We start from the raw sequence: 19,592 nt of genomic DNA on the forward strand, positions 1-19,592 counted from the left end.
GGATCGCTTCCGGGAGCCGGTGGGCTGCTTCCGGGAGGCGGGGGCCGGGTGGACAGGGGACGGGTGGACGGGTGGGCGGCGCGTCAGTTGCGGGCGGCCGCCGCGTCGATCAGGGCGGCGAGCTCGGCGGGCCGGCTGAACATCGGCCAGTGGCCGGCGTCCAGGTCGACGTACTCGATCCGCTCCATCCGGGACACCTCCGGGGCCGCGCCCGCCGCGACCCACCCCCGGACGTCCTCCGGCGACGCCTCCGCGCACAGCATCGTCACCGGCACGCCGTAGCGCCGCTCGTCCGCCAGCCGGACCGGCGCCAGTGCGACGTCCGCCGGGACGGGGACCGCGTTCGCGGCGATCCGGGCCCGCAGCTCATCGTCCAGGTCGGCGCTGCTCGGCCCCTCGAACGGCTCCCAGCCGGGGAACGGTACCGCGCCGTCCCGGGGCGGGAACCACTCCGCGTACGGCTGCCCGTCCGCGTGCGGGAAGCCGTCCACCAGCACCAGCCCCGCGACCCCCTGCGGGCGGGCGTCCACCGCCATCCACCCCAGCGTGCAGGCCGCCGAGTGCGCCACCACCAGCGGCTCGCCCGCCGCCGCGTCCACGGCCGCCACCACGGCCGCCAACTGCTCCGCCAGGGTGGCCGAGGAACGGCCGTCGCCCTGGCCGGGCAGGGTCAGCGGCACCGGGCGGTGGCCGCGCTCGGCGAGCGCCGGGAGCACCGCGTCCCAGGCGCTGCCGTCCAGCCAGAGACCACCGATCAACAGGACGTCCATGAGGGGAACCCCTTTGCGCACAGGGGCCGCGGGCATCGTGCGCCGCAGCCCGTTCGAGCAGGTCAGTGCCCATGCTAGGGATGGTTCCGGACGAAATACTTCCTGAATTACCGGCCATCGGAAATCGGCCTGCCCGGGGTTCCCTAGGCTGTCGGACGTGCCGACCACAGGGACCGACTCGACCAACCCGACCAGTCCGACCGGCTCGGCCGGTCCGACCAGTCCGACCAGTCCGACCGCCCGCGCGCTGCGCGCGCTGGAGATCCTCCGGGACCGGCCCGGAGTGACCTCGGAGCAGCTCGCCGAACGTCTCGGGGTCACCGACCGGGCCGCCCGCCGCTACGTGGCGATCCTGCGCGAGGCCGGGGTGCCGGTGGAGTCCGAGCGCGGGCCGTACGGCGGCTACCGGCTCGGGCGCGGCGCCCGGCTGGCCCCGGTGTCCTTCACCCAGGAGGAGGCGCTCGGGCTGGTCATGGCGGTGCTGGACGGGCGGCCCGCCGCCACCGACCCGGACGACCTGGTGGGCTCCGCGCTCGGCAAGGTGGTCCGGGCCCTGCCCGAACCGATCGGACGGCAGGCCGCCGCGCTGCGGGCGCACGCCGCCGCCGCTCCCGACCCGTACCCGGCGCACCCCGACCCGGCCGTCGCCAGCACGCTGGTGGAGGCGATCGCGGCCCGCCGCCGGGCGGTGATCACCTACCGCGGCGCCGGCGGCAGCGAGTGGCGGGCGGAGGTCGACCCGTGGGCGGTGGTGGTGCGCCGCTCCCGCTGGTACCTGCTCTGCCACTCCCACCGGGCCGACGCCGTCCGCACCTACCGGATCGACCGGGTCCGCGCCGCCGAACGCACCACCGTGCCGTTCGACCCGCCCGACGGCCTCGACCCCGTCGCCGTCCTCGAACACCACCTCGGCACCGGCTGGGCGTTCCGCACCCGCGTCCTGTTCGACGCCCCGCTCGACCGGGTCGCCCCCTGGATCAGCCCCACCATGGGCCGCCTCGAACCGGCGGGCGAACGCTGCCTGCTGGAGGGCAGCACCCGCAACCCGGCGATGTACGCGGGCGAATGGCTGGCCGCCGTCCCCTTCCCGTTCCGCATCCTGGACGGCCCCGAACTCCGGGAGGCGGTGGCCGCGTTGGCCTCCCGCTTCGCGGCGGCAGCCGGGCCGGCGGGGGAAGCGGACGTCCCGGGCCGAGCCGGGGGCCGGTGACCCCGGGCTGAGCCGGTGGCCCCGGGCTGAGCCGCCGACCGCCCGGTTACGCTGTCGATCGTGACGCAGGAGCAGCCGCCGGGCGAACCGGCCGACCGGGCACGGGAGTCGACCGCCGACCGGGGCCGGGAGCAGGACTGGCCGAAGCTCCCCGGGTGGGACGGCTCGCCCGAACTGCCCCCGCTGCTGGCCGAGTCGTTCGACCTGCTGGACCGGCTCACCGGCGCCCGCCGGACCGGTCTGCTGGACGCCCTGGTGAGCCGGGCCGCCCGGCTGCCGCACGCCCACCCGGCCGACCGGGCCCGGCTGGCACCGCTGTACGCCGTCCAGGCCGAGCCCGGTGTCGAGATATCCCTGTTTGAATGATTCTGTCGTCCGTGGAGAGCCGACGGTGGACGTCACAGGCCAGGTCGGTTGGCGTCAACTGGTTCCGCCCGCCTCAGCAGAGACCTGAGCTTGGGAAGCGGAACGCTCAAGTGGGATGATTCCGCCGGGCAGTGCCCGATAGAGCTTTCGAGAGGCTACCCTGCCGCTGGGGCAGGGCTGTTTCAAAGTCCCGATAATCCACTGTGACCTGGCGAGTCGTTCCAGACACTGGGGCGACGCTTTTGTGAGCTCGGGCCGGTGATCGCGGAGATGGTCTGGCGGCTCACCGTGCCGTTGGCCGGATCGGTACGGTGCCGCAGGATGCGTACGGCCTGGGCGGCGTGGGGAAGTCCAGCCCGAGACCGGTGACGGTGAGTGCCCTGGTTGGCTCGGGCCTCCCGGCGGCCGTGGCCGATCTCGCGGTCGTAGCGGCGGGCGGTGACGTCCTTCCAGGGCAGTGATCGCAGTCGCCGGTGGAGTTCGGGCTGGTTGGCCTCGACCACCAGCAGGTAGTGGGCCTTCTTCTCCTCCACGAGGAAGCGTGCGTGGTCGCGCTGGGTATGCAGGGCGTCGGCGGTGACGGTGACCCCGGTCAGATCGGCCAGGCCGCCGGGACAGGCCAGACTGACGACTCGTCGGATCGTGGCGGCGCTCGGCGCGATCCGCACCCCCAACACGCCCGTCACGCGAGCGCCGAGGCGGGCCAGGGCCTGCTGCGGACCTTGGCTACAGCACGACGGGCGTCGGCTGGTTCAGTCGACGGAGGAAGATCTGCTCTGATTCGGAAGACTGACCACCGCTCCAGCACGAGACCCGGCGAACGGATGCCCGGCCGGTACGGTTGTGTGCCTCCATCGGCTTGTCCGCGTGAAACGGATTGCGCCGGTATTAAGCGGGATAACAGCCGGCTCTTCAGCAAGTAGCTGGCAGCGCCGCTGCGGCGCCCGGATGTATGACCAAGACGGTACTTGGGCTTATGGGTGTGTCACTCCGTGTTCCAGGTAGACAGTTTCGGACTGTGTCTTGGCGGTGCAGGCGGCGTGGATGCGGCGGGCCAAGCGTGGGATGAGGAGTGTGTCGAGCTGGTCGCTGGAGTGGAAGGCGTACTCGCCGATCTCCACCTGGTCGACGGTGATGCGGTCGAGTTCGTCGGTCGGGAGGACTCCGCCGTCGAAGACGAAGAGGAGTTTGTCGCCCTCCGTGGGGTGGGGGGCCCAGTCGGCGACCAGGAGGCGGCCGATCGGCGGGGTGATGCCGAGTTCTTCCTTGACTTCCCGGGCCGCGCCCTCACTCGGCGTCTCGCCGGCGCGTAGGTAGCCGCCGGGGATCTCCCAGCCGGGCTTGTAGGTCGGCTTCACGAGCAGGACGCGGTCGTCCTCGTCGAAGAAGAGCACGCCGGCGGCGGTGCGGGGCTGGGCTACGACCTCTTGGGACTGGGAGTCGCTCATGGCGACGACTGTAGTCGTCCGCCGGGGTCAGGCGACGATGCTGAGCCGTTGGGCGACGCCGGCGAGCAAGTGGCTCGGCCTGCCTCGTTGTTGGCGTACCCAGGTGGTGACGAGGTGTCGCGGGATGAAGTGGTAGCGGACCTGTTCTGGAGCGAGTTCCTCGGCGTCCAGGACGAGGGCGAGCGCCTCGTCCGTGCGGTTCTGCGCGCTGTAGGCGCGGGCGATTTCGAGCGTGTGCCGGACGCGGCGTTCGAGCGGGAGGGTCGAGGAGTCCACGCGGGGGCCCTGGTCGGCGGCGATCTGGACGTCGCCGAGTTCCATCGCGGTCGAGATCCGGTGGATGGCCACGTTGGTGGGGCCGAAGGCGGTCCACATGTGGTTGGCGTCGTGGCCGAGGCGCTGCGCGGCCCTGTTCGCTTCGGCGAGGAACTCGTGGACGGTGCTGCGGTCCTCGGTCCTGGCGGCGGCCATCGACCCGACCAGGAAGAGGGTGCCGTAGATCGAGAGGTAGGTCGGGGAGGCGTCGTCGAGGCCGGCTTCCAGGTAGGTCGCGGAGTCCACGACCAGGTCGCGGGCTGCGGTGAGGCGCCCATTGGTGAGCAGGCAGTGGGCGACCGAGCGGAAGAGGGAGCCGGTGACGACGGTGTTGCCCGACTCCTGGGCGGCCGTGAGGCCGCGGTCGGCGGCGATCCAGGCGAGGTCGGCTTCGCCTATCTTCGTCAGGACCATGGCGGCGCCCTGGTAGGCCATGGCGAGCAGGGCCTTGGCCTGGAGTTGCTGGTCGCCCTCGTGCACGCGAACCGCGCGTTGGGCTTGGGCGAGGATGTCGGGGACGAGCCTGGTGGCCCGGGAGTACCTGGCGTCCTGGTAGGCGGACCAGGCGGAGCCGACCTCGGCGCGCAGGATGTCGAGGTCGGGTGGTTGCTCGACGTCGTCGGCGGCGAGGAGCGGCGACATGTGCTTGTAGTCCATGAGCGCTTCGCGGAGCTTCGTGACCGCCCCGCCCTGGGAGTCGGCGGCCCCGTCGAGGAGCGACGGTTCGGCCAGTAGGTCGCCGAGTTGGACGTCGAGTGAGCTCGCGAGTGACTTGATGACCGTGAGCCGGTCGAGTTCGATCCGGCCGTTCTCGACCTTGCTCAGCCAGTCGGCCGTCCGCCCGACCAGGCCGGCCAGGACCTCCTGCGGCATGCCGCGTCGACGGCGGTACCAGCCGACGCGCTCGCCGATGGTCAGCGTCTCCGTCATCCCTCGCATGCTCCCAGCCTCGGGGAAGCTCGGCTCCTTACCCCGGAAGGATTTTCCGGGTTCCCTTCCCCGCATCCTCCTAGCGTTCTGACGTGCCATCAAGCATCTCTGCCTGATGGGGCATTGAGCGATGCGGAGGGGTGATCATCGTGGTATCTCAGTATCTGCGGGTCGGTGCGACCACCGAGGAGAGACCGGCATCCGCCGACCGTCTTCGCACAGTGTCCCCTCGGGACAGTGGTGTGGGCACAGCCCCGCCGCGCACCGGCGAGTCCGAGGTAGCCGGTGCCAGGGCGGTCGCCTGCACGGCGGTGCAGATGAGTTTCCTGCGCGCTCCTGCCTCGGTGCCCCAGGTTCGGACGTTGGTTCGGGGAATCGTCGGCATCTGGGACTTCGGCGAACTGTTCGTTCAGGACATCGAACTCGTGGCATCCGAACTGTCCACGAACGCGGTGCTCCACGGCGTGATGTCGAGCCTTGGGTGCTTCGACGTTCGGCTGGTGCCGCAGCTCAACGGGCTTTGAATCGAGGTCGCGGACGCGGGGACCGGGACGGCGGTCGTGCAACCGGAGTGCTCGCCGACGGCCGAGGGCGGTCGGGGGCTGCTCCTCGTCGACTGCCTGTGCGAGTACTGGGGCGTCGAGGAGACCCGCAACGGCACCGTGGTCTGGGCCGAGCTCAGGACCGATGCGGCATGACTGACTACCAGTTGCACCACGGCATTCATCGTCGGACCGGCCAGGATTCGTTCGACCAGAAACTCACCTGGCTCTGGGGCCTCGGCCACCTGATCGTCTTCGCCTTGCTCGGTGTGACGGCCTACCACCAACTCACCTTCGACCGCTTCGGCCCCGCCTTGGCGGCCGACCACGAGTCCGACTGCGGCTTCGAGGACTGCGCCGCAGCCGATGACGGGACCTGACGACGGACTCACGCCTCGTCAGCACATGCGCCACCGAAGAGAAGGGAGCACCGCCCTGTTGCTCACCGCGCGTCTTCGGACGCCACAGCCACCCCATCCGCCCCCTCCGGCCCCACCGCCGCCGACTCCACCGACCCCGCCCTATCCGGGGCGCTGAACGGAGGAACCGGGTGGGCCTGCCGGACGGATGTCGGCAGGCCCACCCGGCCCAGCCCCGGACCGAATCGCAGGGGAAGCACGACAGACCAGCAGAGAAGAACGCCCGTGGCGGCATCGCCCGGCCGAGACAGCTACGGAGAGTGGATCATGAAGGCGGCGCTCGACGGCACACCGGCAGCGGTGCTCACACTGCCGACCGTCAGGGAGATGGCGGAGCAGCACGGGGTGCCGGTGGAGGACTCCCTGCTCATCGCGATCAACCTGTACGGAATCTCTTCCGTCCACGGCCGGCACCGGGCCCGGATCTCCGTCCGCCTCGCAACCCGGCCGGACGTCGCCTGGATGGTGATCGTTCCGCTCAACGCCGAGGCATCCCTGTTCCGCCTGATCGGTGAGGAACTGTCGCTGGGCCACGAGGTCGTCGGCACCATCGACCGGGTCGCCGCCGACGAGGCGGTCGGTGGGTACTTCCGGGACGGCGGGCGGGCCGCGACGCTCAACCCCAACGCCCGGAGCCGCTGTGTGGGGTGCGCGTTCTGCCCGAACACCCTGGAGACTGCTGCCGATCCGCGGCTCGCCGAGGAGCGGGAGCTGAACGAGCTGCTGGCCGCGCTGGTCGAGCAGCACCCCCGCCACGACCTGACCGAGCTCCAGGAAGTCACCGTGTCAACGGGGTGCTTCGAGCGGGAGCGAGCGGCGGTCGACCACCTGACAGGGCTCCGCGAGGTGCTCTCCGCCCATGGGATCGGCGCCCGGATCGGGTTCCTCACCTCGGTCATCCACAGCATCGGGGCGTTCGAGGAACTGGCCGAGCGCGTCGCCCCGTTGGTGCTGCGGCTCACCGCCGAGTGCTTCAGCCGACGCGACCTCCTCCTCAAGGCCAGCAAGGCGGCCCTCACCGCTCAGGAGATGCCGCACGTCCTGGAACGGGCGATGCGTGCCGGCCACGCGACCTCGTTCACCTACATCGTCGGCCTGGACAGGCTCACCGAACTCCGCGCCGGAGTAGCTGAGTTGATGCCGTTCGTCACCGAGTTCCCCAACTTCCAGGTGTACCAGGCGCACAACTCGATCATGGCGGGGCTTCGAACCGGCGGGTCCGAGTCCCTGGACTACTACCTGCGGGCGCGTCGGGACATCGAGGAGATAGTCGGTCCGACCGGCCTTCGTCCCGTGGCGTGGGAGTGCTACCGGCCGCTGTGGTACTTCACGTTCGGCGAGGAACAGTTGGTCCCGCCGTGCTGAACCGCGCCGATGCGCTGTGGAGGGCCGCCACGTACGTGGCGGTGGCGCTGCTGCACCTCGACGACAACCAGCTGCTGGCCGAACCGCTCAAGGCCGAGCACGTGAAGCCCCGTCCAGCAGGGCACTGGGGCACCGTTCCCGGTACGGCATGGGCGCTCGTCCACACGGTTCTCGCCGCCGGTGAGGTGGGGCCCGGTCGTGAGCTGGTCCCGGTGATCGGGGCCGGCCACGCCGGGGTGGTCCAACTGGCCTGTGCCTGGCTCAGCGGCCAGTTGGCCTCCGTACGGCCCCAGTACTCCCGTGACGCGGCAGGGCTGCGCCGCCTCGCCCGCGACTTCCCGCACGTCGACGGCCTCGGCTCCGAGACCCACCCTCTGCTGGTGGCGGGAGCGGCGCCCGGAGGCTGCCTCGGCAGTGCACTCGCGTTCAGCCACGGCCTGGCGCTCGACGTGCCCGGGCGGATCGTCGTGCCGATCATCGGCGACGGCGAGTGCGAGACCCCTACGACGGCGGCCTCGTGGCTCGCGGCCCGGGCCCTGGAGTCGAGTGCGGTCCTCCCGATCGTGCACGTCAACGGCTTCCGGATGGGTGCCCGATCGCTGCTCGGGATGATGACGGACTCCGAACTCGTCGCCTATGCAGCCGGGTTGGGGTGGCGCGCCCATGTCGTGTATGTCGAGGTGGCCACGGTGGACGCGCACGAGGCGTTCCGGGAAGCCTTGGCAGGGGCGGCCGATGCGGTTGCCGACGGCGCGCGGACGGCCGTGTTCCTGCGCTGCGTGAAGGGCTGGAGCGGGCCGGAGTCGGTCGGCGGACGGCCGGTGCTCGGTACCGCTGCGGCGCACAAGACGCCCCTCGGCGGCGCCCACTCGGACGAAGGCCAACGTGCCCAGTTGGAAGGGTGGTTGGCGTCGTACCGGCCTGCCGAACTCTTCGACCGCGACGCTCGGCCGATCGGCGCACTGGCCGAAGCCATCGACTCGGCCGCCTGGCACTCCGCCGAAGGCGCCGGACGCGCCACGCTCGAAGCGCCGAGGCAGGTCGTGCCCGTTCGTGCCGACCGGTTCGGTGAAGCGGTGGGCGGTGTGCTCCGCAGGCACGCCGAGGCCGGCGGTTTCCGGGTCTTCAGTCCGGACGAGTTCTCTTCGAACCGCCTCGACGCGCTGCGGGACGAGCCGTGGGTGTCCGAGGTGTTGGCCGAGGAGGTGCTCCTGGGTTGGTTGTCCGGCTGGATCAGCAGCGGCCGTCGCGGTGTGCTGGTGTCCTACGAGGCGTTCGCGCCGCTCATGACTTCCGGGGTCGTCGGCCATCTCAAGCACCGGCGGCTCGCAGGGCAACAGGAGGCCCCGAGCCTCAACCTGCTGCTGACCTCGTACGGGTGGCACAACGTCTTCACCCACGGCGACTCGTCGCTGTCGACCGCGCTCCTCGCGACGGAAGACCCCGCGGTGAGTGTGCTGGCGCCGGCCGATGCTCGGCGCACCGCCGCCGTGCTCGACGCGGCGCTGAACTCGACGGGCCAGGTCAACGTGCTGATCGCGGGCAAGCACGGCGAACTGCAACTTCCTTACGAGACCGTCGAGCAGGAGTTGGGGCGGGGGCTCGCGATCTGGCCGCACCTGAGCGATCAGGAGGCGCCCGACCTCACCATCGTCGCGGCCGGGGACCTTTCGGCCGAGGTGGTCACGGCGGCGGCACCTCTTATCCGCGCCCAACTGGGCTGCCGGGTAAGGGTCGTGGGTGTTCTCGACCTGACCGTCCTCGGTGATCCGCTGCACTGGCCGAAGGGCCTGAACGAGGCCGAGGCCGATCACTACTTCGGCGAGCGTGCTGCGCTTCTGGTCGTCACGCTCGGACATCCGGCAGCGGTGTGGGGGCTGTTGGCGGGGCGGTTGCGGCGGCAGGTCGAGGTGATCGGCTGGCGGGAGCCCTCCGGACCGATGCCGCAGGACGTGCTCGCGCATGAACTCGGCTTCGACGCCGAGGGATTGCTCCAGGCAGCCCGTCGGCTGACCGGCAGGTCGGAGGCAGCGCGATGACGGACCTGCTCATCGACAAGGTCGAGACGCTGTTGACCAGTGGCGGGACGGAGACCGGGGACGACACCGTGTTCGTCGCGGTCCACGGCGGCGGGCAGACAGGGTGGTACGGGCCCGTGGGCCTGGCAGTCGCCCAGGCGGTGGAAGCGATCGGGCCCGCAGTTGCAGGGGCCTCCCTGCTCGACCACCACGCTCTCCGGCCGCGACTTCGGGCCAGCGCCCCCGCAGTCTCGGACTGGGCGGTCGGAGCAATCGACTGCGCTGCGTGGGACCTTCACGGCCGCCTGGTCGGCTGGCCGGTGGCCGACCTGCTCGCACCGGGACGGAAGGCGCGGGCCGTACCGGCGTACGCCTCCTGGCTGCGGACGGACCTCAGCGGCCCCGCCAACCGCAGTGCGCTCACTCAAGTCCTCGACGAGGGATGGGCGTTCACCAAGTGGGGACTGCGCCGCCGCCCGGGGCCGAGCATCGCGGCCGAGGCCAGAGACCTGGTCGAGGCACTGGAGCGCGCCGCTTCGGTCATCGACGCGCCCTTCGCCGTCGACGCGGTGGGCACCTGGAGCCCGCAACTCGCTGCCGCTGTCGTGCCCCTCCTGGGCCAGCCGCACCTCGCCTGGCTGGAGGATCCCCTGCCGGATCACTACCTGCGCACCTACAGCCAGTTGGCCGCTGCCGGAGTGCCGATCGCGCTCGGTGAACGCATCAGGCCCGATGAGGATCTGAGCGCCCTCCTCGGCGTTGCCCGGCCCACCGCGCTGACCATCGACGTCGTCGGCTGCGGCGGCCTCACCCGCGCCGCCGAAATCACCGCAGCGAGTCACGGCGTCGGCGTTCCCGTCTACCCCCACGGCCGCTCGATGGTGCCCGGCATCCACCTCGCGACGGCGTTCCCCGACGCGGTTCGAGCCGTCGAGTACCGCCACCAGTGGGAGCCGCGCCGGCAGCTCCTCTATGCCGAACCGTGGATACCCGAGAACGGCAGATTCCCCGCACCCGAGGCCCCCGGGCTCGGCACCCAACCCCGGAGCACCCGATGACCCGAACCACCGACCACTTCCCCGTTCACGGAACGACCCGCCACGACGAACACGGCTTGCTGCTCGTCCTGGACCACCGGCTCGACGGCCACGACACCTTCCTGTCCGGTCGTCTCGACCTCGGCCAGGGGCAGGCGGCCGTCAGGATCATCACCCTCGACGACGTTACTGTCCTCCGCCCGATGGAGACGATCGAGGTGACCACCCCATCCTGGGCCGGAACTCTCCACCTCCCGCACGGACTTCGCCCGCGCAGCATCCCCGGCGACCTGACCGACGCCGCCCGGACCACCCACCGGGACCTGGACGCGCTCGACGCGGCCGAGCTGCGGTACGCGCTGACCTTCCTGGGCGAGTCCACCACGGAGCAGATCCGCATCGCCCGGGTCGAGGTCATCGTCTCCGCTCTGCCCACCGTGGAAGGCGAGGCGGCATGAGGGAGACCATCCGTCCCCTGGTCAGCCTGGACATCGGTGGAACGCTGGGCATCGCACAGGGCCCCGGCCTCGCGGCTCGACTCGCGGCCCTCTCGCCGCTGGGGCCGCAGCAGGCCCGGCGCGTCATGCGGGACCGCCTGCACACGGCCCCCGAGATCACCGAGGACGTGATCGAGAAGGTCAGCGCCGCGCTGGGCATCGACCCGTCCGACTTCCCGACGGACCTGCCCGTCCCCCCGCTCGTCCTGTTCCCCGGGGTCGTCGAGGCGCTCCAGCAGCTCAGCGGCTGGGCCACCGTGGTCACGCTCTCGAACGTCACCTGCACCGAGGCCGACCCCGATCGGCTCCTCGCCCTGCTCTCCCCGTGGGTCAGCGCCCACTTCCCCTCCTGCCGCACCGGCTTCGCCAAGCCCGACCACCGCGCGTTCCGGGCCGTCACGGACTCCTGCCAGGTCCCGGCCTCGGACGTGGTCCACGTCGGCGACGATTGGGAGTGCGACATCCGCGGCGCTGCGGCAGCCGGATTCGCCGCCGTCTGGCTCTCGCACGGCCGCGCGGTCCCCGACGAACACGACCTCGTTGAGCACGACGTACTCGTCGCCCACGACCTCACCGACGCAGTCCAGCACGTCCGCCACCTACTCGACATGAGGCACCCATGAGCCTGTTCGCCGGCACCTCCAGCTACTACCGCCAGTACCGTCCCGGCATCCCCGAGGAGGTCGCGACCGTCCTCGACCGGGCCGTCGCGCCCGGTCGGCCCCGCCGGCTCCTGGACGTCGGCACCGGCACCGGACTCGTCGCCGAGGCCCTCCTCGGCCAGTTCGACGACATCATCGCCATCGACAACGACCCCGACATGCTCGCCGCCGCCGAGGAAGCCCTCCGGCCCCAACTCCCCGGCGGAGCAAGCCTGGTGCTCGTCGAGTCGACGGCCGAGGACTTCAAGCCACCGGCCGGCTGGCAGGCCGACCTCGTGACGATCTGCCGGGCCTTCCACTGGCTCGACCAGGCCACCGTCCTCGCCCTCCTCGACGAGCAGGTCGCCCCCGGCGGCGCCGTCGCCATCTTCGGCGACAACAGCTTCTGGGCCGCCGACAGCCCCTGGAAGCAGTCCGTGCGCGCGGTCGTCCAGAGCTTCCTCGGCGAGGAACGGCGTGCGGGCAACAGCACCTTCAAGCACCACGACCGGCCCTACAGCGAGATCATGGAGGAGTCGCCCTTCAACCGGGTCGAGGAGGTCCGGGTACCCGTCCACCGGACGTGGAGCACCAAGGGCATCCTCGGCTACCTCTACTCCACCAGTTTCGCCGCGCCGCACCTCTTCGGCGACCGCCTCGGCGAGTTCGAGGCGGCCGTGGAGAAGGCCCTCGCGCAGCACAGCACCGAGGACGTGTTCCCGGAGGACAACGAGTTCCTCATCCGGATCGGTCGGCGGGGCACCGAGTGATACCGAACGGAGGACCAGTCGCCCGCCAGTTCGGGCGGCTGGCCGCACTCGCGGTCCTCACCGAGCTCACCGCCGAGTCCGTGCTCTGCCTGCCCATCGGCTCCCACGAACAGCACGGCCCCCACCTGCCGCTCAACACGGACACCGTGATCGCGGAGCAGTTCACCCGCCTGCTGATCGAGCGGTACGGCGAACAGCACGACCTGTGGGCACTGCCGGCCGTCCCGTACGGGCTCTCGCTCGAACACGCCTGGTCGCCAGGCACCGTGTCGCTACGGATCGCGAGCTTCATGTCTCTGCTCGAAGCCGTGGTCACCGAGTACCTGCGGGCGACCCCGGCCCGAAGGCTCCTGATCGTCAATGGCCACGGCGGCAACCGGGGAATCCTGGAGCCCGCGCTCTACGAGCTGGAACGCACGCACGCGCTCTCCGCCTGCGTCATCCATCCGACGTCGCTGTCTCCCGGTCTGGCAGCCAGCAGGACCGCCCCGGAGGTGCACGCGGGCATCCGGGAGACGGCCATGATGCTCGAACTCGCCCCGGACGACGTCCACCTCCACCGCCTCCCGGCGGACTTCACCGCCAGCGGCAGCGACGTGCAGCGGCTCGTCATGGAGCGCGGCACGACCTGACCGTGGACGTCCGAGGACAGCCGCATTGCCACCTGCGGCGTCATCGGGGGCGACCCCCGCGAGGCGACCGCCGAGGCAGGCCGGGCCGTCCTCGACAGCGCCCTCGACGCGGCCGGGCCCGTCCTTGCGCACCTGACCGATCGCCACCAGTAGCAGTCCTACGCCCACCTGGAGACCCAGTGGCCCTCACCTCAGCCGAGAAGCGCGACTTCATGCGCGACGGCCTGCACATCAAGCGCGGTGCCGTCGCCCCCGACCGGATCGCCCGGGCCCGCGATCTGGTCACCACCTGGTACCGGGAGTCGATGAACCCCGAACTCATCAGTGCCTACACGCAGCGGACCTTCGCCCCGGAACTCGGCAGCCACCCCGACCTGCTCGCCCTCTTCGCCGAGTCCCCGGCCGCCGAACTCGCCCAGGACCTGCTCGGCGACGTGCGGCCCGTCTCCACCGTCCAACTCCAGATCCGCATCCCCGACGGCCAGTTCGAGCAGGGCCAGCCGGAGAAAGCAATGCACGTGGACGGCGTCGCCTGCCCGCACCTCGACCCCGAGGAACTGCGGACCTTCTCGCTGCTCGTCGGCGTGGTGCTGTCCGACATCACCGACCCGGAGGCCGGCGCCCTGCGCTACCAGCCGGGCGGCCACCTGGCCATGGCCGAGTGGTTCCGCACCCAGTGGTCGCTCGGCATCACCGAACAGGTCCCGCCGGACCTCGACGCCCAGGTCGGCACCCCGTTCCTCGGCCGCCCCGGAGACCTGCTGCTGATGCACCACCTCGTCCCCCACGCCGTCGGCCGCAACCTCGGCCCCGAGCCCCGGCTCATGGCGTACTTCCGCGTCGAGCACCCCGACCATGCGCGGCGACGGCTGCAGGCGCTGCAGAACCCGTGGTTCGACTACCAGGGACTGCCGCAGGCGGCGTGAACGCCGAGCAGGGCCGGAACCGAGCCCATCCACTGACTCCCGAGACGGAGGGACCCCTGTGAGACCGATCCCAGCAGAACAACTCGACGCCGCAGCCCGCGCGTTGGAGGCTGGAGAACTCGTCGTCGTGCCCACCGAGCGCTGGTACATGATCTGTGCCGACGCCACGAACCCGATCGCCTGCAACAGCATCTTCGACGGCAAGCAGCGCCCCCGCACCAAGTCCCTCGTACTCGTACTCCCCTCCATGGAGGAGTGCGAGAAGCAGTTCGTCGTTCACCCCGAGGCCCGGCAACTGGCCGACGCCTTCTGGCCGGGCAACCTCGCCATGCTCCTGCCCTGGCGCAGCACCGAGATCGGCGAACACCACCCCGCCGTCGGGTCGCCCGCGCTCACCACCCTCTCCTCCGGCCCGCTCGGCGCCCTCGCAGCGGCGGTTCGCACCCTGGTGGCCGCGACGACTGTCAACATCTCGGGCGACGCGGGTACCGACGCGCCGGGCCCGGCGATCACGGCCAAGGAGGTCCGGGGCTTCCTGGAGTTCACCGGTGTCAGGGTGACGGTCCTCCTCGACGGCGGGGTCTCGCCGGCCGCGCATCACCTCACCATCGTCGACTGCTCGGCGCCCGCCGCACGCCTCGTCCGCCCCGGCCTCGTTCACGAGCGGGCGCTTGCCGCTGTCCTCGGGCACCAGGTGCTGTGATTTCGTACGGTCGGGCTCGGTCCAGCCGCTTGCCGCCCTTCCGGGTGATGAACTCCGGGTCGTCCAGCATGTAGGCGTCGCGCATCGCAAGGTGGACGGCGGTCCGCTGGGCCCGAGCAAGTGCGTTACGCGCCGGGGGTTGCACTTTCTGACACTCCGTGAAGTCGGTTGAGGTGCTGGGCGACGATCTGGGCTGCACGGATCGTCTCCGCGTCGGCCTCCACTGCCTGGCTGATTCCACCTGGTTCCAAGGATGCTGGACAAACGCACCCCTGGCGGGCGTATCGCGTTCCTGCGCGTCAGGACAGGGGCAGGGGTGTTCCGGCCACCGGGGCGGTCGACGTCGGCACCGGGCCTTCGCGGGGGGAGCGGCCCTCAGGCCGTGGCGGGTTGCGGGGTGGGGTGGAGGAGGTGGAGGACCTCGTTGACGGCGGTGCGGCCCGCGCGGTTGGCGCCGACGGTGGAGGCGGAGGGGCCGTAGCCGAGCAGGTGGATGCGGGGGTCGTCGGCGACCCGGGTGCCGTCCATCCGGATGCCGCCGCCCGGGGTGCGCAGGCCGAGCGGGGCGAGGTGGGTGAGTTCGGCCCGGAAGCCGGTGGCCCAGACGATCGCGTCGACGGGCAGCTCCTCGTCGCCCCAGGCGACCCCGCGCTCGGTGAGGCGGTCGAACATCGGGCGGCGGTGCAGCACGCCCAGCTCCTCGGCACGGCGGTAGGCGACGCTCGGGCCCAGGCCCGTCACCGAGACCACGCTGCGCACCGGCAGGCCGGCCCGGACCCGCTCGTCGACCTTGGCGACCACCTCGCGGCCGAACTCCTCGGTGAACGGCCCCTCGTGGAAGACCGGCGGGGTGCGCGTCACCCACACCGTCTCGGCGACCGCGCCGAGTTCGGAGAGCACCTGCACCGCGGAGGCGCCGCCGCCCACCACGACCACCCGCTGCCCGGCGAAGGCGGTCGGGCCGCGGTAGTCGGCGTAGTGCAGCTGGCGCCCGGCGAAGCGGCCCGGGTAGCGGGGGAGGAACGGGCGGGTCCAGGTGCCGGTGGCGTTCAGCAGGGCGCGGGTGGCCCAGCGGCCGGCGTCGGTCTCCACCAGCAGCCGCCCGTCGGGGCCGCCGTCGGGCCGGCCGTCGGGCCGCTCGCGCACGGCGAGCACCTTCACCGGGCGCAGCACCGGCAGCGCGTGCTTCGCCTCGTACGCGGCGAAGTAGCCGGGCACGGCGACCCGGGCCTCGGTGGCCGGGTCGGTGGCGGGGAGCTCGAAGTCCGGCAGGTCGTGGAAGCCGTGCACCGTCGCCATGGTGAGCGAGGGGGAGCGGTGCGCCCAGGCCCCGCCGGGGGCGTCGTCCGCGTCCAGCACCACGAAGCCGGTGTACGGGGCGAAGCCGCGGCGGCGCAGGTGGTAGGCGGCGGACAGGCCGGCCTGGCCCGCGCCGATCACCAGGGCGTCGACCTCGCGGACGGGGCCGTCCCCGTGGGTGCTTGCACGTTCAACGGTCACGCCGGTGAAACACCGGGGCGCGACCGGGTGTTCCCCGGCAGCAGGGCGGAGGTCGCGGCGGCCAGCCGGTCCGGGCCGTCCGGGCACAGGTCCAGGAACAGCCGGGGCTCGGTCAGCTCCAGTTCGATCAGCACCGGCGAGCCGTCCGCCAGCCGCACCAGGTCGACCCGGGCGTACAGCAGCTCGCCCGGCTCCGCGGCCACCGCCAGCACCCGCTCGGCGAGCGCCAGTTGGTCCGCGTCCGGCTCGCGCGCGACGTCCGCGAAGCCGCCGCCCAGCATCGGGCCGCGCCGCACCGCGTGGCTGAACTCCCCGCCCAGGTACAGCAGCGAGGTCTCGCCCTCGTCCTCCACCATCGCCAGGTACGGCTGCACCATCGCCGTCCGCCCGGCCGCCGTCAGCGCCGCGACCTGCGCCAGCGCCGCGGCCCGGTCGGCGGTGCGCACGGTGTCCCGGGCGCCGGAGGACACCGTCGGCTTGACCACCAGCTCCGGCCAGTCGACCGCCGCGACCTCCTCCACCGGATCGCCGGGCGCCACCCAGAGCGTCGGCACCACCGGCACCCCGGCGGCGGCCAGGGCGCGCAGGTACGTCTTGTCGGTGTTGCGCTCCAGCACCCGCGCCGGGTTGGCCAGCCGGGTCAGCGCGGAGACCCGGCGGGTCCAGGCCAGGAACTCCTCGCGGTACAGGATGTAGTCCCAGACGCTGCGGATCAGCACCAGGTCGTACCCCGCCCAGTCCACCTCCGGGTCGTTCCAGAACACCGCCTCCGCACTCACCCCCGCCCGCGCGAACGCCGCCAGCACCGGCAGCACCTCCACGTCCTCCACCCCTCGGCAGGTGGCGTACGCGACCCTCGCGGGCCGGCGGACGGGCGGGTGCAGGGCGGTGCTCACGGAGGCTCCAGGCGTGTCGGGGGCGGCAGGGGGTGCCGGGGGCGGCAGGGGGTGCCGGGGAGGGCTGCGCAGTGAGCGTCGTACGGGGCCCTGACCAGTGTCAATCGTTATTTCGGACCGGCCGACGAGATGACCGCCCGAGTGCCCGGACGCCTCCGGAACGTGACCGCCCGGGAACGGCCGCCGCCCGGGCCCGCGGCCCGGTAGGTTCACGCCCGGCGACGGACCGGTGGAAGGGGAGACGGATGAACCGGCTGGACGAACTGTGGGCCGCGGGCCGGATGCCGCTCCGGGACGGCCTGTTCCGGGCGGACGGGCGCTCCCGCGAGGCGGCCGTCGAAGGGGCCGACCTGGAGCACTTCCGGCTCGGCGGGCCGATCGACCTGGACGGCGCGGGGGAGGCGGGAGCGGGGGACGGGCCGGACGAACCGGGTGAGCCGGACGGGCCTGACGAGCCGGACGAACCGGACGAGCTGGACGAGCCGGTACCGGCCGACATCCACGTCGAGGCGGAACTGCCGGGTGGAGCGGGGCGGGTGGTCGGCGGCGGCGGGTCGCACGGGTCCGAGGGCTTCCTGGCCCGCCTCGGTGCCGACGGGTCGGTGGTCTGGCTGATGCACCTCGGCCGGTCCAACGAGTTCGTCCGGATCGCCGTCGACTGGCCGCTGGCGACCTTCACCAACAACTGCGGCCGGTCACTCACCCTCGACCTCGCCTCGCCAGATTTCTCCGGGTAGCGGCCGGGAATTTCCCGGCAGCGGCGGACGGTGCGGGGCGGCGGAATTGACGGGGCGTCGGGACCGGCGGAATTGTCAGTGGGGCGCCGTAGTGTGGGAACAACGCTGGAGGGGGCGCCGGGAAAGGTGCCGATAAGGGCGTGGGAAAAGGGGCGCAATCATGTCCGCGAACGCTGCTGCGAACGTTTCCGGGAATGTCTCCGGGAACGTTTCTGCGAACAGGATCCACCACAAGGTCAACCACGTTTCGCTGGTGGTCGACAAGTCCGGTTCGATGCGCCGGCACGAGGCGCAACTCGTCCGGGTGGTGGACGAGTTCGTGAAGGGGCTCCAGGAGGAGTCCGACCGGCTCGGGCACGAGACCCGGATCAGCCTCTACGCCTTCGACCACGAAGTGCACAACCTGGTCTGGGACATGGACGTCAAGCACCTGCCGTCCCTCAAGGGCCTCTACGCGGTCGACAACGGGGCGACGGCGCTGATCGAGGCGGCCGTGAAGTCCGTCGACGACCTGAAGAACATCTGGGAGGGCTACGGGGAGCACTCCTTCCTCCAGGTCGTGGTCACCGACGGCGAGGAGAACGCCTCCGGCTACTCGGAGACCGGCACGATGCACACCCGGATGAAGGCCGCCGAGGGCTCTGCCGCGCTGCGCGGCTGGATGGACCGCATCCGCGGCGCGATGGCCGACCTCCCCGAGCACTGGACGTCGGCGATCCTGGTGCCCAACTCGCTGGCCAAGCGCACCGCCCAGGAGTACGGCTTCCCCGCGGGCAACATCGCCATCTGGGACGCCGACTCCAGCGGCGGAGTCGAGGAGGCCATCGGCACCGTCAAGACCGCCGCCACCAGCTTCCTGCGCGGCCGAGAGAAGGGCGTGCGCGGCACCCGGTCGCTGTTCACCATGGGGAAGGACCTGAGCGCGGACGACGTGAAGGCCAACCTCGACGCGCTGGACACCGCCGCCTACGCCCTCGTCCCGGTCGACCGGCAGGCCCCGATCCGGGAGTTCGTCACCGGCGCCGGGCACCCGTACCGGACGGGCTGCTCCTACTACGAGCTCTCCAAGCGGGAGAAGATCCAGGCCACCAAGCAGATCGCCGTCGCCGAGAAGGACCCTGCCACCGGCCTGATGACCGGCCGGGTGTTCGCCGGCCCGGCCGCCCGCGGCCTGCTCGGCCTGCCCGCCGCGGAGAGCACCGTGAAGCCCGGCGACAATCCGACGTACACCGTGTTCGTCCAGTCGACCTCCGTCAACCGCAAGCTGGTGCCGGGCACCCAGGTGCTCGTCATGCTGTAGCCGCGCAGGTGGCAAGTAGCGGGTGGCAGGTGGCGGGTGGCAGGCCCCGGGCGGTGGACGTCCGGGGCCTGCGGCGGTGCCCGGGGCGGGCGGGTGAGGTCAGGCGAGGGGTTCGATGACGGCGGCGGTGCCGTAGGCGCAGACCTCCGTTCCGACGTCGGCGGCCTCGGTGACGTCGAAGCGCATCATCAGGACGGCGTTGCCGCCGCGGGCCCTGGTCTGTTCGACCAGGCGCTCCATGGCCTGGTTGCGGGTTTCGACCAGGGTCTTGGTGAGGCCCTTGAGTTCGCCGCCCATCAGGGACTTGAAGCCGGCGCCGATCTGCGAGCCGATGTGCCGGGAGCGCACGGTGAGGCCGAACACCTCGCCGATCACCCGGACCACCCGGTGTCCCGGCACGTCGTTCGTGGTCACCACCAGCACGCCGCCGGCCGGGTCCTGCCCGCCGCCGAAGTCGTTGAGTTCGCTCATGCCCCCAGCCTCCCGCCCGACCGGCCCGCCGCCCGCCCCGGCGCGCCGGGGAGCCGCGTTCCGCGCCCGCGCGCCACCGCCGGCGGACACCGGATCACC

23 protein-coding genes are annotated in these 19,592 nt (G+C 71.8%); 16 read left to right on the forward strand and 7 right to left on the reverse strand.

The annotated features are described in order from the left end of the window. Nucleotides 1-83 precede the first annotated feature (83 nt). Entirely contained in the window at nucleotides 84-770 is a 687-nt protein-coding gene (locus tag OU787_RS28375; protein ID WP_268661051.1) for an alpha/beta fold hydrolase, read from the reverse strand. A 247-nt stretch (nucleotides 771-1,017) separates the two neighbouring features. On the opposite strand from OU787_RS28375, the gene OU787_RS28380 reads away from it, so the two are divergent. Together OU787_RS28380 and OU787_RS28385 are read left to right on the forward strand one after the other, a co-directional pair. Further along, on the forward strand, nucleotides 1,018-1,980 hold the full coding sequence (locus OU787_RS28380; RefSeq protein ID WP_268661941.1) for a helix-turn-helix transcriptional regulator: 963 nt from the start codon (nucleotides 1,018-1,020) through the stop codon (nucleotides 1,978-1,980). Between the two features lie 60 nt (nucleotides 1,981-2,040). Further along, a complete protein-coding gene (locus OU787_RS28385) occupies nucleotides 2,041-2,346 on the forward strand; it encodes a hypothetical protein (protein ID WP_268661052.1) in 306 nt (101 codons plus the stop codon). A 182-nt stretch (nucleotides 2,347-2,528) separates the two neighbouring features. Here OU787_RS28385 and OU787_RS28390 read toward each other — a convergent pair whose 3' ends face one another. The 3 genes from OU787_RS28390 to OU787_RS28400 all read right to left on the reverse strand — a co-directional run bounded on the left by OU787_RS28390 (nucleotide 2,529) and on the right by OU787_RS28400 (nucleotide 5,039). After that, nucleotides 2,529-3,032 carry a hypothetical protein gene (locus tag OU787_RS28390; protein ID WP_268661053.1) on the reverse strand — a complete coding sequence of 168 codons (504 nt, stop codon included), beginning with the start codon at nucleotides 3,030-3,032 and terminating at the stop codon, nucleotides 2,529-2,531. Between the two features lie 288 nt (nucleotides 3,033-3,320). After that, nucleotides 3,321-3,794, reverse strand: a complete 474-nt coding sequence (locus OU787_RS28395; RefSeq protein WP_268661054.1) for an NUDIX domain-containing protein — start codon at nucleotides 3,792-3,794, stop codon at nucleotides 3,321-3,323. Between the two features lie 27 nt (nucleotides 3,795-3,821). Further along, a complete protein-coding gene (locus tag OU787_RS28400; RefSeq protein ID WP_268661055.1) occupies nucleotides 3,822-5,039 on the reverse strand; it encodes a helix-turn-helix domain-containing protein in 1,218 nt (405 codons plus the stop codon). 242 nt (nucleotides 5,040-5,281) lie between these two features. Between OU787_RS28400 and OU787_RS28405 the strand changes: the two genes are divergently transcribed. The 12 genes from OU787_RS28405 to OU787_RS28460 all read left to right on the forward strand — a co-directional run bounded on the left by OU787_RS28405 (nucleotide 5,282) and on the right by OU787_RS28460 (nucleotide 14,589). After that, nucleotides 5,282-5,563, forward strand: a complete 282-nt coding sequence (locus tag OU787_RS28405; RefSeq protein WP_268661056.1) for an ATP-binding protein — start codon at nucleotides 5,282-5,284, stop codon at nucleotides 5,561-5,563. 36 nt (nucleotides 5,564-5,599) lie between these two features. Next, complete coding sequence (locus tag OU787_RS28410; RefSeq protein WP_268661057.1) at nucleotides 5,600-5,737, forward strand: hypothetical protein; 138 nt, start codon at nucleotides 5,600-5,602, stop codon at nucleotides 5,735-5,737. Next, nucleotides 5,734-5,961 carry a hypothetical protein gene (locus OU787_RS28415; protein ID WP_268661058.1) on the forward strand — a complete coding sequence of 76 codons (228 nt, stop codon included), beginning with the start codon at nucleotides 5,734-5,736 and terminating at the stop codon, nucleotides 5,959-5,961. The genes OU787_RS28410 and OU787_RS28415 overlap by 4 nt, the downstream gene beginning before the upstream one ends. A gap of 366 nt (nucleotides 5,962-6,327) precedes the next feature. Beyond that, entirely contained in the window at nucleotides 6,328-7,365 is a 1,038-nt protein-coding gene (locus tag OU787_RS28420; RefSeq protein ID WP_268661059.1) for a hypothetical protein, read from the forward strand. Further along, nucleotides 7,359-9,404, forward strand: coding sequence for a hypothetical protein (locus tag OU787_RS28425; RefSeq protein WP_268661060.1), 2,046 nt, complete (start codon nucleotides 7,359-7,361; stop codon nucleotides 9,402-9,404). The genes OU787_RS28420 and OU787_RS28425 overlap by 7 nt, the downstream gene beginning before the upstream one ends. Beyond that, the gene (locus OU787_RS28430; RefSeq protein ID WP_268661061.1) at nucleotides 9,401-10,441 is read left to right on the forward strand and encodes an enolase C-terminal domain-like protein; all 1,041 of its coding nucleotides are present in this window, start codon (nucleotides 9,401-9,403) and stop codon (nucleotides 10,439-10,441) included. Before OU787_RS28425 ends, OU787_RS28430 begins: the two co-directional genes overlap by 4 nt. Continuing rightward, on the forward strand, nucleotides 10,438-10,878 hold the full coding sequence (locus OU787_RS28435) for a hypothetical protein (RefSeq protein WP_268661062.1): 441 nt from the start codon (nucleotides 10,438-10,440) through the stop codon (nucleotides 10,876-10,878). Before OU787_RS28430 ends, OU787_RS28435 begins: the two co-directional genes overlap by 4 nt. Further along, nucleotides 10,875-11,540: an HAD family hydrolase gene (locus tag OU787_RS28440; protein WP_268661063.1), complete on the forward strand. Its 666-nt coding sequence runs from the start codon at nucleotides 10,875-10,877 to the stop codon at nucleotides 11,538-11,540. Before OU787_RS28435 ends, OU787_RS28440 begins: the two co-directional genes overlap by 4 nt. Further along, complete coding sequence (locus OU787_RS28445; protein WP_268661064.1) at nucleotides 11,537-12,328, forward strand: class I SAM-dependent methyltransferase; 792 nt, start codon at nucleotides 11,537-11,539, stop codon at nucleotides 12,326-12,328. Before OU787_RS28440 ends, OU787_RS28445 begins: the two co-directional genes overlap by 4 nt. Beyond that, nucleotides 12,325-12,960 carry a creatininase family protein gene (locus tag OU787_RS28450; RefSeq protein ID WP_268661065.1) on the forward strand — a complete coding sequence of 212 codons (636 nt, stop codon included), beginning with the start codon at nucleotides 12,325-12,327 and terminating at the stop codon, nucleotides 12,958-12,960. Before OU787_RS28445 ends, OU787_RS28450 begins: the two co-directional genes overlap by 4 nt. A gap of 179 nt (nucleotides 12,961-13,139) precedes the next feature. Further along, the gene (locus OU787_RS28455; RefSeq protein ID WP_268661066.1) at nucleotides 13,140-13,886 is read left to right on the forward strand and encodes a phytanoyl-CoA dioxygenase family protein; all 747 of its coding nucleotides are present in this window, start codon (nucleotides 13,140-13,142) and stop codon (nucleotides 13,884-13,886) included. A gap of 58 nt (nucleotides 13,887-13,944) precedes the next feature. Beyond that, nucleotides 13,945-14,589, forward strand: coding sequence for an L-threonylcarbamoyladenylate synthase (locus tag OU787_RS28460; RefSeq protein ID WP_268661067.1), 645 nt, complete (start codon nucleotides 13,945-13,947; stop codon nucleotides 14,587-14,589). Nucleotides 14,590-14,964: 375 nt separating this feature from the next. On the opposite strand, the gene OU787_RS28465 is transcribed toward OU787_RS28460, so the two are convergent. After that, complete coding sequence (locus tag OU787_RS28465) at nucleotides 14,965-16,089, reverse strand: NAD(P)-binding domain-containing protein (protein ID WP_268661068.1); 1,125 nt, start codon at nucleotides 16,087-16,089, stop codon at nucleotides 14,965-14,967. Further along, the gene (locus OU787_RS28470; protein ID WP_268661069.1) at nucleotides 16,086-16,985 is read right to left on the reverse strand and encodes an ATP-grasp domain-containing protein; all 900 of its coding nucleotides are present in this window, start codon (nucleotides 16,983-16,985) and stop codon (nucleotides 16,086-16,088) included. Before OU787_RS28470 ends, OU787_RS28465 begins: the two co-directional genes overlap by 4 nt. 245 nt (nucleotides 16,986-17,230) lie before the next feature. On the opposite strand from OU787_RS28470, the gene OU787_RS28475 reads away from it, so the two are divergent. Both OU787_RS28475 and OU787_RS28480 read left to right on the forward strand, forming a co-directional pair. Next, entirely contained in the window at nucleotides 17,231-17,722 is a 492-nt protein-coding gene (locus tag OU787_RS28475; RefSeq protein WP_268661070.1) for a hypothetical protein, read from the forward strand. A gap of 160 nt (nucleotides 17,723-17,882) precedes the next feature. Continuing rightward, nucleotides 17,883-19,022, forward strand: a complete 1,140-nt coding sequence (locus tag OU787_RS28480) for a vWA domain-containing protein (protein ID WP_268661071.1) — start codon at nucleotides 17,883-17,885, stop codon at nucleotides 19,020-19,022. A 99-nt stretch (nucleotides 19,023-19,121) separates the two neighbouring features. Here the strand turns inward: OU787_RS28480 and OU787_RS28485 are convergent, their stop codons facing one another. Then, nucleotides 19,122-19,493, reverse strand: a complete 372-nt coding sequence (locus OU787_RS28485) for a YbjQ family protein (RefSeq protein WP_268661072.1) — start codon at nucleotides 19,491-19,493, stop codon at nucleotides 19,122-19,124. Between the last annotated feature and the right edge of the window lie 99 nt (nucleotides 19,494-19,592).

Source organism: Kitasatospora sp. YST-16, assembly GCF_026802215.1.
In the GTDB taxonomy this organism is placed as follows: Bacteria; Actinomycetota; Actinomycetes; order Streptomycetales; family Streptomycetaceae; genus Kitasatospora; species Kitasatospora cineracea.